The sequence below is a fragment of the Corynebacterium sp. HMSC036D03 genome, from assembly GCF_001836185.1.
Lineage (GTDB): Bacteria > Actinomycetota > Actinomycetes > Mycobacteriales > Mycobacteriaceae > Corynebacterium > Corynebacterium simulans.
The window spans coordinates 188,873-201,535 of record NZ_KV827743.1 but is presented as its reverse complement, the minus strand read 5'-3'; the positions used below and the strand labels follow the sequence as shown (position 1 = coordinate 201,535).

Below are 12,663 nucleotides of genomic sequence, written 5' to 3'. Positions count from 1 at the left end.
GACGAGGAGCTTTGAATCTTCTTCGGCGGGCTTTTTGTATCTGTACGCCGGCGCTTTGCCGGTTTACGTGTGCCGCGGGTCGGTGTTGAATGCGGGGGTGAAACTCCGTAAAGTTAACACTAGGTTAACAAACAGAGAACAGAAAGTAATTGGGTGAGTACCATGACGCATCTCAATGATCACCGCCTCGCGACCCTGCGCCAGGACCTCCACGACCTGTACGGCAACACTCACGCTGCCGCTGAAATCGACGCCGAGGTAGACGCGGCAATCGCGCGCCATACTGCCGGTGCAACGGTCGAAGAATTCATCCCTGTTCTGGTTGAACGTGAGGTAAAAGAATACTTCGGCGGGCACCGCATCCATGTTCGTTTCTCTGCTGGCACCAACCACGCCCTTGCGGAGAAGGTTGTTGAATTGACCAAGGAACAGGCCGGTGACGCCTTGTTTGTCGACGCCGCCCATTTTCACACCGAGGTTGACCCCAACAACCGCATGGTCAGCATGCCTGACTTCATCGTATACCTAGGCCGCGACATCCCGCGCGACGAAGCTGGCAAGGACATCAAGATTTGGGATATCGCTGCGGCCAATACGCCAGAGGAAGAGCGCGAACTTATCGACGACCTCGGCGCACGCGTGCTTTATATGTTGGGCAAGCTGGGCATCGAGCCAGCGGGCGATAAGGCCCCTGTCAAAGCCTAATCTCACAACTAGAAGCGATAGGCTGGCGGCAGTTTTTCATCAATAGCGCTGTTGGCTACCCAGAACTCGGCGTAGTTATAGGGCATGTAGTGCGTGCCCATGCCTGGATGCCAATCCTGCTCGCCTAGTTGCGGCGGAACTGAGCGCTGTTGATTGAGTTCGCCGTGGGCATAAAGCCGCTCGGGCAGCGCGCCGATGATGGGCCGGTAGTCGGCGAGAAGGCGCGCGAACTGCGCCGAGAAATCCGCGCGAGAAAGATCCTTTTCCAAGATCTCAATGCGCTCGAGAAGGGCGCTGATCGCGCTCGTCGCCGGAAGGTCTCCGCTTTTTGCCACTGCAGAAGCTTTCTGCATATCTGCTTTCAACCATGCCAACTCAGTTGACCGCGTGAGTTTTTCGCCCTTAGCCATGCGCTGGAGATCATCCAGCTGCGCCTTCGCAGTGCTGAGTCGGCGCAACTGGCGGTAACCCTGCGTAATCGACCTGCTGTGTTGGAAAAGTAGGGAAGTGCTAGCCGAAGGATCCATCGAATCCAGTGCCACAATATTCGGCTTTACCCGGCGATAGTCAGCCTTGATCTGTTCCCATTGAGCCTTGAAGGCTTCGTTAATCAGCGGGGTATTAAGTCCCGCGACGATTTTGTCGCCCTCGATGATGAACTTTGTGGCAGCCGGGAGGGTACCACGGTTGAAATCCAGCTGTTCGAGGAGTCGACGGGCGGTTACCCTGCGCGAATACAGAAATGAAGCCACGAGCATCGTGACCGCCAGCACTGATATCGCGATGAAGATGCTCCAGCCCGGAAGCCCCGTGGTCGATTCGCGGGAGATAGAGGGATCGCCCGCAGCCTTGGCCGCTAAAAGCAGGCCGACGGTGTAGTTGCCGCCGCGCACCGGCGCTTCCATCTGGTCCAGAATACCGTCCAGGCGCCCCGGCTTCTCGATGGAAATCGCCTCGCACACATCATTACTGCAACGGGCAGTCGATGACATTGGATCCAAACCAACGCCGATGAGCAGCGTTCCTTCCCTAAGGCTGCGTCCATCCGTGTTCAGCAGGCCGCGGGCGTTGTCTCGCAGGTATTCCAATGCATCAGTCGATACATCCTTGTGGTTGTGCTCATAGGTGAAGTACAGAATCCGGCTTACCTCAGGAGGTAGGTCGAGTGCCTCCGATTCCTGGCGCAGAGCTGATTCATCCGAGGGCGAAAGCAGATTACCTTCATCAAAAATCTCCACCGTGGGCGTAGCGGCGTGTGCCGTTGCTGGCAGCGTCACCAGCAAGAAAGCTACGGCAAGTAGCTGGAAAAGATATTTCATTAGATAAATAGAGTCCGCTCTTAAAGAGATAGAGAATGCGAGCGCATTTATGGCTCTTTAGGCTCGGATTAATCGTAGTGCTCACGGCCGGGTTGTGTTAAATATGCGTCACTGCAGCCCTGAATCCGTGTGGGAGCGAGGTTATCGGCCACAAACCACTAGGCTGTTTGACTGAATATTGTCATAAAACCGTTTGGAGAATCGAAGTAATCGTGACTGCCAACAATCCCTCCGCCAGCGCCGCTGGCAGCGAAACCCGCGTTTTCGAACCTGTTCAGCGAATCTTGCTGCCCAAGCGCGGCGAGCCTTTTGACGTCCGGATGCTCTATCTCATCGAGTCCGAGCAAAACCGCGAGCGCCTGAGCTGGACCAACCGCACTGCGGTGACGATTCCAGCGGGTGAAGAGGCTTCTTTCGAGACCTACTTCAACGCTTTCCCTGCTTCCTACTGGCGCCGCTGGTCCCAGCTGAAGTCCATCGTGCTCTCCCTCGAGCTCGAAGGCCAAGCCAACGTGTCCATTTACCGCTCCAAGCAGGACGGTCAGCGCATCTCCGTGGCCAACCACCTGGTCGGCAGCGGTCACCATGACTTCGAACTGCCGCTGAAGAACTTCGAAGACGGCGGCTGGCTGTGGTTCGACATCACCGCAGAGAAGGAAACCGTCCTTTCTAATGCGGCATGGTGCGCACCGCATGCCCCACAGGCACAGATCCTGCCCGATGGCACCGAACTGCCGGCTTCGGAAAAGCGCGTTGCCGTGGGCATTCCTACCTTCAACCGCCCAACCGACGCCGTCGCAGCGCTGCAGGCTCTCGCCGAGGACCCAGTGGTTGACGGCATCATCGACTACGTCCTTATGCCGGACCAGGGCAACCAGCACCCAGCAGACGAGCCAGGCTACGAGCAGGCCGTCGAGCACTTCGGCCCGCGTTTCCGCGAGTTCCGTCAGGGCAACCTGGGCGGATCCGGCGGCTACTCCCGCATCATGTACGAGGCGTTGGAGAACACCGATTCCCCGTTCATCCTCTACATGGATGATGACATCGCCATCGAGCCTGACTCCATCCTGCGCGCAGTTCAGGCCGCGCGATACGCCGCAAAGCCGATCATCGTTGGCGGACAGATGCTGAACCTGCAGGAGCGCTCCCAGCTGCGCACCACCGGCGAGCAGGTCAACAAGCACGACTTCATGTGGGGCGGGGCGCCGCACGCGGTCTACGACCACGACTTCGCCAAGTACCCATTGCGCGCTATTGGCGACGCCCAGTCGCACCTCGACCCACGCAAGTACGACTCCCGCGCTTTGCACCGCCGCGTCGATGTCGAATACAATGGCTGGTGGATGTGCCTCTTCCCGCGCGTCGTAGCTGAGACCAACGGCCAGCCGCTGCCGCTGTTTATTAAGTGGGATGACACCGAGTACTCCCTGCGCGCAGCCGCTAACGGCTTCCCAACCGTGACTTGGCCAGGCGCTGCCATCTGGCACATGGCGTGGGCGGACAAGGACGACGCCATCGATTGGCAGGCGTACTTCCACCTGCGCAACCGTCTCATCGTCGCTGCGATGTACCACGACGGCGACGTCAAGGGCATTACGAAGTCCATCTTCAAGTCCACCCTCAAGCACACGATGTGCATGGAATACTCCACCATGGCTATCCAGCTGGAAGCTATGAAGGACTTCTTGGCCGGCCCAGATCACCTCTTCGACATCCTGGAATCCTCCCTGCCGCGCATCGCGGAAATCCGCAAGAACTACTCCGATGCCGTCATCATCGAGTCTGCCGACCAACTGCCAGCTCCGACCGGCGCGCCGGGCGTACCGACCCGCAACATCGGCGGCCGCCTCGGCAAGGTCAAGAAGCTGCCATGGCTGCTGAAGTCCGCAAAGCACCTGGTCACCAAGGAAGACCGCGCGCACCACGAGGCGCCGCAGCTCAACCTCACCCCAGACGAAGCGCGCTGGTTCACCCTGTCCCGCGTGGACTCCGCAACAGTTTCCACCGCAGGTGGCACCGGCGTGGCCTTCCGCAAACGCGACCGCGATCTGGCCACCGACCTCGTCAAGCAGACCCGCGGCCTGCTCAAGGAGATCGAGGAGAACTTCGACGATCTGAAGGCGCAGTATCGCGCCGCGATGCCGGAGCTGACCTCCCGCGAATCCTGGAAGAAGGTATTCGATGCCCAGTAAGCTTTCTGTAGCGGAATCACACGTTCTGGAAAGCATCCAGAACGCAGCTTTCGACGTCCCTGGAGTTGTACCTGCCGCCCGCGGCCTTAGCCACTTGGGTGAGCATGCCCTGGGCTGGATGGGAACTTCCGCTCTCATGTACGTGGTCAATCGCGCGGACAAAGCGAAGGCTCGCCAGTGGGCATACGTCGGCGCGAGTGCTTTTACCGCCCATGCGGCCAGCGTTGTGTTAAAGCGCATCGTTCGCCGCAAGCGTCCCGATTACCCGTACGTGCGTGTGGGCGTGGCAACGCCGTCTAAGCTGTCGTTTCCTTCTTCCCACTCGACGTCGACAACCGCGTTCCTCGTCGCCGTCGCGCATCTTTTGTCCACCCCAGCGCCGCTTGTCGGCGTGCCCGTGATGATGGCTTCGCGTATGGTGCTCGGAGTGCATTATCCAACGGATACCGCGGTTGGAGCTGCGATCGGCGCAGTCACCGCAGAGGCATTAACCCGCTACGAAAGGAAGACCGCGTGAGCGATTCCCACCACGACGACGGTACGCAGCGCGTGTTCCACTCTGAACCGCATACTTCAGGCATCGACACTGGCCGCAAGCGTAAGCCGCCGAAGAACCTCGCCGACGGAATGGTAAAGGCCCTCCGCCCAAAGCAGTGGGTCAAAAATGTCCTCGTCCTCGCTGCTCCAGCAGCAGCGGGTGCGGACGCACTGTTCCATTCGCGCGTGCTTCTCGACGTCCTCCTTGCCTTCATCGTCTTCTGCATGGGCGCGTCCTCGATTTACCTCATCAATGACGCACGCGACGTCGAAGCTGACCGCGCGCACCCGACCAAGCGTTTCCGCCCGATTGCCGCCGGCGTCCTACCGGTTGGCCTGGCCTACGCCATGGCGGCAGTGCTCATCGTTGGCTCCATTGCTTTGTCCTTCCTGGCCACCGCTGGCCCACAGCTGGCAATCGTGATGGCTGTGTACATCGCTTTGCAGCTGGGCTACTGCTTTGGCTGGAAGCACATGCCGGTTATCGACATCGCGCTGGTTTCCTCTGGCTTCATGCTGCGCACAATGGCCGGTGGCGTTGCCGCGGGCATCGTCTTGTCGCAGTGGTTCCTGTTGGTTGCGGCATTCGGCTCGCTGTTTATGGCTTCCGGTAAGCGCTATTCCGAGATTCTTCTTGCGGAGCGCACCGGCGCCAAGATTCGCAAGTCCCTCGAGGGCTACACGCCGACCTACCTCCGCTTCGTCTGGACCCTTGCGGCTACCGCTTTGGTCATGTCCTACTCGCTGTGGGGCTTCCAGCTTTCCAACGCCGCCGATGGCCCAGCTGGCGTCTGGTACCAGGTTTCGATGGTCCCGTTTACCATCGCTGTGCTGCGCTATGCCGCTGACGTCGACCGCGGCAATGGCGGCGCTCCCGACGAAATCGCCCTGGAAGACCGAGCACTGCAAGTCCTTGCGCTCGCGTGGCTGGCCTGCATCGCTATGGCGGTCTACATCATGCCGATGCTGTAGAGAACAGGGTTCTCTACAGGGGCAGAGCGCTCTACAGGAACGGAATATGACACCATAAGGAATGTATTCTGGCAGCACAAAGCCAGGAATATAACCAAATAAGATGGGTAATGTTAAACTTTTACCCCGTGAATAACACTAATAACAAGAATCTGGTCCGGCTCAGTGCCGTGGCATCGGTGATTGTTATTAGTGTTTTTTCTTTTTGGGGAGGCTTTGTCCGCCGCTGGATTTCCGACGACGGCCTCATCGTCCTGCGCACCGTACGCAACCTCGAAGCCGGAAATGGCCCCGTGTTCAACATGGGCGAGCGCGTCGAGGCTAACACCTCCACGCTCTGGCAGTACCTGATCCTGCTGCTGCGCTGGATCACTAGCGCCGACCTCGCAGGCATTGCCATCTACTTAGGGCTTTTCCTTTCTGTCTGTGCGATGGCGCTCGGCACATTTGCCACCGCTGGTCTTGTTTCGCGGGGCAAGAGCGCAACCCTCGTCGCTCCTGCCGGCGCACTGGTCTACCTCGCGTTGCCACCAGCTCGCGACTTTTTCACCTCCGGCCTCGAATGGGGCCTAGCCATCTTCTATCTGGCTGTGCTGTGGTGGATGCTGCTGAAGTGGGCTCGGGGCGTCGATAAGCATGCGGCGAATGCCAGCGACTCCATGCCATATTGGCTGGCTGTCTGGGCTGGTCTGTCCTGGCTCGTGCGCCCGGAGCTCGCTCTCTATGGCGGGCTGGTTGGTGTGCTGCTGCTGGCTGCCCACCGTAATTGGAAAGCATGGCTCGGCATTCTCGCTGCGGCGCTGCCATTGCCACTGGGCTACCAGATTTTCCGCATGGGCTACTACGGCCTACTTACCCCGCACACTGCGGTGGCGAAGTCCGCATCCGGCGCAGCGTGGAGCCACGGTTTTAACTATTTGGGCGACTTCGCTCTGCCGTATGCGCTCTACTTACCGCTCATTGTCCTCGCCGCGTGGGCGCTGTGGAGCCTGCGTCGTGAACTGCGTCCCAGTGGGTTTCGTACTCCGGCCACCGCAGCCTACCTTTTGCTCGCGGCCGGTCTTTTGCATCTGATTTATGTCCTGCGCGTCGGCGGTGACTTCATGCACGGCCGAATGCTTTTGCTGCCGCTCTTCGCGCTGCTGCTGCCCGTCTTCGTCCTTCCACTGCGCTCCATCCTTGGCGCTGTCACCACCTCCATCTGTGCAATCTGGGCATGCGTGATTGTTCTGCGTGGGCATTCCGTTGACTGGGATGATTTTTCTCGCCCGCTCAACATCGTCGACGAGCGTGAGTTCTGGACGCATGCCACCAAGCACCAAACCGGCCACCCGCCGCGCTCGGTGGAAGACTTCGACCACATGCGCTTTATTGAGCACTACCAAGAGGGCATGGATGAGCTCGAAGCCGGCGACGCCCTTGCCGTTCTTTATGCCAAGAAGGGTGAGGAGAATGCCTATGGCTGGATGGGCATCGAACGAGACCCCAGCATTGATGAATTACCCACGGTCTACTTCATCAACATGGGCATGACTTCTATGAACGCACCGCTCGAGGTGCGCGTGCTCGATGACATCGGCTTGGCGACGCCGCTCGCCGCCCGCCAACCACGCATCGCCGACGGCCGCATCGGTCACGACAAGAGCCTGCCGACATATTGGCAGGCGGCGCAGACCGCGGTGGACATTGACGAGCTGCCATCCTGGTACGACAAGGAAGAAACCCGGAAGGCGCGCAAAGCCTTGCAGACTGAGGACTTCCAGAAGCTGTTTGCCACCTACAAAGATCCGCTTGATGCGAAGAGATTTTTCGAAAACATCAAATTCGCGCTAACCGACGGCCGCACCCTGACTTTTTCCGAAGATCCTGGCGATTACCTTGGGAAATGATAGGGGTTTAATCTCCGTTACGGCGTGGCAGCTTCCCTAAACTGCCCTGCGCCTACTCAGCGAACGTGGTTCTGGATGGGACTTTGCTGGCTAAGTGGGTTAAGCTGCTAGAGATTCCTCGTTATATTTCTGTGACGTTAACGTTTCCAGATGTGGCGACGATATGTGTCAGTAGCACTAAATTTTTCTATCTAGCTCTTGTTGAGAAGTACATAAAGGAGAGACATGACTTCACTGAGCTCGGGTCTCAAGGCGCGTGTTCTCACAGCCGTAATGACCGTTGCGGTTGCGCTTGGACTCGCTGTTGCCGCCGGTAGCCAGGAAGCGTCCGCTGCAAACCGCGACTTTTTGCGTGCTGATGCCACGGGCACCTGTGACTGGGATGCCGTCGGTTGGTGGGTGCAGCGCTGTGACGTTTGGTCCCCAGCAATGGGCCGCAACATTCCGGTGCAGATTCAGCCGGCTAAGAACGGCGGCAACGCTGGTCTGTACTTGCTGGATGGCCTGCGCGCGACGAACCGCACCAACGCTTGGATCAACGACGTAAATGCTGCCCGCACCTACGAGCCGCACAACATCACCCTCGTAATGCCGGTTGGCGGAGAGGCCTCCTTCTACGCTGACTGGGAGGGCCCGGCTACCTACAACGCTGTTTCCCCGATCAACTACAAGTGGGAAACCTTCCTGACCTCCGAGCTGCCTGGCTACCTGGAGCGCAACTTCGGCGTTGCTCGTAACAACAACTCTATCGCTGGTCTGTCCATGGGCGGCACCGCAGCCATCACCCTGGCCGGTAAGCACCCAGACCAGTTCCGCCAGGTTCTGTCCTACTCCGGCTACCTGACCACCACCTTGCCGGGTGCGCAGACCTTTATGCGCCTCGCGCTTCTCGACGCCGGCGGATTCAACATCAACGCAATGTACGGTTCTCTGGTTAGCCCGCGCCGTTTCGAGAACGATCCGTTCCGCGTCATGGGCGGTCTGCGCAACACTGACATCTACATCTCTGCAGCTTCCGGTATCCCAGGTGCAGGCGATGCAGGTTACTTGCCGCAGCATCAGCTGTCTGGCGCCGTTTTGGAGATGTTCGCTGGCGCTACCACCCGTATCTGGGAGGCAAAGGCTCGTGCAACTGGTCTGCGCGTGACTTCCAACTACCCAATGCAGGGTCTGCACAACTGGGCACAGTTTGGCTACCAGCTGGAGCACTCTAAGCCACAGGTTCTCAATGTGATGAACGCTTGGTAAGCATCTAGGGAATTCGTTAGGAATCGCTCCGGCGAATTGTCCTAGATGGGTTCTTAACCGGCCGCAGGTTTTCCTGCGGCCGGTTTTGTGTTTTGGGCGTGTTCCTCTATGAAAAGTCTCAAGTTCAACTTAAACTTGAGCACACAATAGACAGCACTTCGCGGCCTAGATGAGGAAAGTCCGGAGGAGGGGAACCTTCGGAAACCACGCCTAGTCCGCTACCTCGACATTAAAACCTCGACTTCATACAAGGACTCATCTATGCGTAAAAATGCGTCTGCATCCAGCCTGCGCTCTCCAGGTTCCCCGACCAAGGCTCGTAAGGGTCTGGCCATCGCAGCTTTGCCTACTGCTGTAGCGGTGGGCCTGTCTCTCCTGCCGAATGCAACGGCTCAGTCCTCCCTTGGTTCTTTGACACAGAACCTGGGTAGCTCCAACCTATCCGATGCTTTCGCTCCTGGCACCCCGCCGGAGCGTACTCCGATTCAGACCGAGTACCCAGAGGTTGAGGGTCTTCCGGAAGGCGTCGATATTTCCCGCGTGGAATACCTGACCAACCGCAACCTGCGCGTCTACATCAAGTCCGCAGCGATGCCGGACAAGGAGCAGGTTGTCCAGATCCAGCTTGCTCGTGACTGGTACTCCAGCCCGGATAAGAAGTTCCCAGAGGTATGGGCACTCGACGGCCTGCGCGCACGCGATGACGAGTCCGGCTGGACCATCGAGACCGACATCGAGACTCAGTTCGCTGAGCGCAACGTCAACCTCATCATGCCGGTGGGCGGCGAGTCCTCTTTCTACTCTGACTGGCAGAAGCCGGACAATGGCCGCAACTACAAGTGGGAGACCTTCCTGACTAGGGAGCTCGTCCCGATTCTCGATAAGGCTTATCGTTCCAACCAGAAGCGCGCCGTTACCGGCATCTCCATGGGCGGTACCGCGGCTATGAACTTGGCGGAGCGAAACCCGCACCTGTTCCAGTTCGTTGGTTCCTTCTCTGGCTACCTGGACACCACCACGCAGGGCATGCCTGAGGCTATCGCCGCAGCCCAGATGGACGCCGGCGGATACACCTCTACCAACATGTGGGGTCCGCACTACTCTCAGGATTGGATCGACCATGATCCGAAGCTGGGCATCGAAGCACTCAAGGACATGAAGGTCTACGTCTCCGCCGGCTCCGGTAAGGACGACTACGGCAATCTGAGCTCCGTGGCAAAGGGCCCTGCAAATGCTGCTGGCGTTGGCCTCGAGGTCATCTCCCGTATGTCTACCCAGACCTTCGTCGATTACGCGAAGCGCGCCGGTGTGCCAGTTGTTTCCCGCTTCCGCCCATCTGGCGTTCACAGCTGGGAATACTGGCAGTTCGAAATGCGCGAGGCTTGGCCAGTCATGGCCGACGCCCTCGGCATCGCTAAGGAAGACCGCGGCGCAGATTGCACCCCGGTTGGAGCTATCGCAGAGGCAACCAAGTCCGGCATCCTAGGCTCCTGCCTGAACAATGAGTACGACGTCGCCGGCGGTAAGGCCGAGGATTTCCAGGCGGGTACCGCTTACTGGTCCCCAGAGACTGGTGCACACGCCATCTTCGGTCGCATCGGCGCACGTTACGCAGAAAGCGGCGGCCCGACCTCCTGGCTGGGCTTCCCAACCACCGGCGAGACCAAGACCCCAGACGGCAAGGGTCGCTTCGTTCACTTCCAGCACGGCTCCATCTACTGGACCGCAGAAACCGGCGCTTGGGCTATTCCAGGTGACATGGTTGAGGCATGGGGCAAGAACGGCTTCGAAGGCGGCGACCTGAAGTACCCAACCGGTCCGGTCACTAAGGTCGGCGAGGGCTTCGCACAGGACTTCCAGAATGGCGTTCTGACCCGTAACCCGGATGAGTCCCACTCCATCGTCCACGGTGCCATCGGCGCCAAGTACAAGGAGCTGGGCGGCCCGTCCTCCTCGCTGGGCTTCCCGAAGGGTGGCGAAAAGCCAATCAAGGGCGGCTTCTTCCAAGAATTCGAGCACGGCAACATCTACTGGTCCGCTGAATCCGGTGCGCACTACATTCTGTACGGCGCAATCATGGACGAGTGGGGCAAGCGCGGTTTCGAGCAGGGCGAGTTCGGCTGGCCAACCAGTGACTACAACCAGATCGCAGCCGGCGGCATCTCCCAGACATTCCAGCACGGTGAGATCCGCGAAATCATGGGCAGCGTTCAGGCGGAAAAGAAGTAATCATGCGTACCTCCTTCCGGGTTCCTGTAATGTGCGCAGCCTTCATGGCTGCTGCACTCGGCATAAGCGCCTGTGGTTCCGCAACGGTTGAAAGCGAGAATTCTCCCGAGCAGACGAAAGTCGCCCCGCTCGAGCGTTCTCCGCAGCCTGCAAGTGCTTCTGAAAGCGCCTCTGAAGCTAGCTCGCAGTCGGCGGATTCTTCGGACGAAAAGTCCTCTTCAGAATCCAGCGCTGCTTCGGCAAGCGATGAGCCTGAAGACCGTGGCGCCCGGGAAATCTCCGCTATCCCTTCGCCTAGCCGGACTCAGGGACCTGAGCAAGATTTCCTAGCTGCAGTTCAGAAAGCTGGAGTAAAAACAGAAGGTGCAGAAGATCAAATCATCGGTGCAGGCCAAGCTGCGTGCAACGAAGGCGATGCCGTAACCATCCCCGCTGTTGCAGGTCAGCTCATCGAGCAGGGCCGCGCACCTTTGTCACATGAGGAGCTAACCGCTGTCCTCACGGACCAAGCGCGCGGCACCCTGTGTGCTAAATAAGGTAGAAATTTATGCGAAAAACACTCACGGTTGTTGCCGTCCTCGTCGTATTAGCTGTCATCGGCGCGGGAGCGGTTCACTTCTTAAACGCCAACAAGGCAGGAGAATCCAACAACCTGAGTGAGCCGGTGCCCACCGAGCAGGGCGGGGGAGTCGAGGCCCCTGCCCAGCCGGATTGGTGCCCGCGCTTCGAAGTGATTTCTGCCCCTGGCACTTGGGAATCCAAGGCCGATGATGACCCCATCAACCCGACCGCCAACCCCAAGTCCTTCATGCTTTCCATCAGCAACCCGCTGAAGGAGGCCTACGTTCCTGAAGACGTAAAGGTCTGGACGCTGCCTTATACCGCGCAGTTTAAAAACATCAACGCTCAACAGGAGATGAGCTACGACGAATCCCGTGATGAGGGTACCTCTCGCCTCGAGGGCGAGCTGACCACCATGCACGAGAACTGCCCAGCCACCAAGTTCATCATCGCCGGTTTCTCTCAGGGTGCTGTCATTGCGGGCGACGTCGCAGACCGCATCGGTGGTGGCAATGGCCCAATCCCAGCCGAGGCTGTTTCGGGCGTTGCGTTGGTGGCAGATGGGCGTCGCCAAGCAGGCGTAGGCCAGAACCCCGGTGTGCCCGTTGCTGGTGTCGGTGCAGAGATTGCTCTGCAGCCGGTTGGCATGCTCATCCAAGGCATCGTTCCTGGAGCATCCATGCGCGGGCCGCGTGCAAATGGCTTCGGCTCCTTGGCAGATCGCACCTTCCAGATTTGTGCACCTGATGACTCTATCTGTGATGCCCCACTCGATGGCCCAAACGGCCTTGAGCGCGCACGCGGGCTCATTGAAGCAAACGGTGTGCACGCGATGTATGCCACTAACTCGAACGTGATTCCGGGTACCACTGCCAACCAATGGGTCGTCGGCTGGGCGCGGGAAATTATCGACCGCACCTAACTCCGTTCAAACTTAAAATGGCCACGTTATGTAACGCTCTGCGTCTCCGAGATGATATTTTTAATGTCAAAAGTAAACAATCTAAGCCC

The 12,663-nt window shown here is 58.9% G+C and carries 10 protein-coding genes; 9 read left to right on the top strand and 1 reads right to left on the bottom strand.

The window, feature by feature from the left end:
• Positions 1–162: 162 nt before the first annotated feature.
• Entirely contained in the window at positions 163–705 is a 543-nt protein-coding gene (locus tag HMPREF2692_RS13260; RefSeq protein WP_061925057.1) for a three-helix bundle dimerization domain-containing protein, read from the top strand.
• A gap of 8 nt (positions 706–713) precedes the next feature.
• On the opposite strand, the gene HMPREF2692_RS08075 is transcribed toward HMPREF2692_RS13260, so the two are convergent.
• Positions 714–2,024 carry a hypothetical protein gene (locus HMPREF2692_RS08075; RefSeq protein ID WP_070455320.1) on the bottom strand — a complete coding sequence of 437 codons (1,311 nt, stop codon included), beginning with the start codon at positions 2,022–2,024 and terminating at the stop codon, positions 714–716.
• A 212-nt stretch (positions 2,025–2,236) separates the two neighbouring features.
• Between HMPREF2692_RS08075 and HMPREF2692_RS08070 the strand changes: the two genes are divergently transcribed.
• From HMPREF2692_RS08070 to HMPREF2692_RS08035, 8 genes are all read left to right on the top strand, one after another.
• Positions 2,237–4,216: a glycosyltransferase gene (locus HMPREF2692_RS08070; RefSeq protein WP_061925052.1), complete on the top strand. Its 1,980-nt coding sequence runs from the start codon at positions 2,237–2,239 to the stop codon at positions 4,214–4,216.
• The gene (locus HMPREF2692_RS08065; protein ID WP_061925049.1) at positions 4,206–4,733 is read left to right on the top strand and encodes a phosphatase PAP2 family protein; all 528 of its coding nucleotides are present in this window, start codon (positions 4,206–4,208) and stop codon (positions 4,731–4,733) included. The genes HMPREF2692_RS08070 and HMPREF2692_RS08065 overlap by 11 nt, the downstream gene beginning before the upstream one ends.
• Positions 4,730–5,725 (top strand): decaprenyl-phosphate phosphoribosyltransferase, encoded by a 996-nt coding sequence (locus HMPREF2692_RS08060; RefSeq protein ID WP_061925046.1) that lies wholly within the window; start codon positions 4,730–4,732, stop codon positions 5,723–5,725. The genes HMPREF2692_RS08065 and HMPREF2692_RS08060 overlap by 4 nt, the downstream gene beginning before the upstream one ends.
• Positions 5,726–5,835: 110 nt before the next feature.
• Positions 5,836–7,614 (top strand): arabinofuranosyltransferase AftB family protein, encoded by a 1,779-nt coding sequence (gene zomB / locus HMPREF2692_RS08055; RefSeq protein WP_061925044.1) that lies wholly within the window; start codon positions 5,836–5,838, stop codon positions 7,612–7,614.
• Between the two features lie 225 nt (positions 7,615–7,839).
• Complete coding sequence (locus HMPREF2692_RS08050; protein ID WP_061925041.1) at positions 7,840–8,862, top strand: alpha/beta hydrolase; 1,023 nt, start codon at positions 7,840–7,842, stop codon at positions 8,860–8,862.
• Between the two features lie 261 nt (positions 8,863–9,123).
• Positions 9,124–11,091: an alpha/beta hydrolase-fold protein gene (locus HMPREF2692_RS08045; protein WP_070823330.1), complete on the top strand. Its 1,968-nt coding sequence runs from the start codon at positions 9,124–9,126 to the stop codon at positions 11,089–11,091.
• 44 nt (positions 11,092–11,135) lie between these two features.
• A complete protein-coding gene (locus HMPREF2692_RS08040; RefSeq protein WP_246818252.1) occupies positions 11,136–11,627 on the top strand; it encodes a DUF732 domain-containing protein in 492 nt (163 codons plus the stop codon).
• An 11-nt stretch (positions 11,628–11,638) separates the two neighbouring features.
• Positions 11,639–12,574, top strand: coding sequence for a cutinase family protein (locus HMPREF2692_RS08035; RefSeq protein WP_062043126.1), 936 nt, complete (start codon positions 11,639–11,641; stop codon positions 12,572–12,574).
• The last annotated feature ends 89 nt before the right edge of the window (positions 12,575–12,663 follow it).

Excerpts from the sequence above, each read along its gene's own strand:
- HMPREF2692_RS13260 (WP_061925057.1), top strand. The coding sequence starts at position 163 with ATGACGCATCTCAATGATCACCGCCTCGCGACCCTGCGCCAGGACCTC.
- HMPREF2692_RS08075 (WP_070455320.1), bottom strand. The coding sequence starts at position 2,024 with ATGAAATATCTTTTCCAGCTACTTGCCGTAGCTTTCTTGCTGGTGACG.
- HMPREF2692_RS08045 (WP_070823330.1), top strand. The coding sequence starts at position 9,124 with ATGCGTAAAAATGCGTCTGCATCCAGCCTGCGCTCTCCAGGTTCCCCG.
- HMPREF2692_RS08035 (WP_062043126.1), top strand. The coding sequence starts at position 11,639 with ATGCGAAAAACACTCACGGTTGTTGCCGTCCTCGTCGTATTAGCTGTC.
- zomB (WP_061925044.1), top strand. The coding sequence starts at position 5,836 with ATGTTAAACTTTTACCCCGTGAATAACACTAATAACAAGAATCTGGTC.
- HMPREF2692_RS08040 (WP_246818252.1), top strand. The coding sequence starts at position 11,136 with ATGGCTGCTGCACTCGGCATAAGCGCCTGTGGTTCCGCAACGGTTGAA.
- HMPREF2692_RS08065 (WP_061925049.1), top strand. The coding sequence starts at position 4,206 with ATGCCCAGTAAGCTTTCTGTAGCGGAATCACACGTTCTGGAAAGCATC.
- HMPREF2692_RS08050 (WP_061925041.1), top strand. The coding sequence starts at position 7,840 with ATGACTTCACTGAGCTCGGGTCTCAAGGCGCGTGTTCTCACAGCCGTA.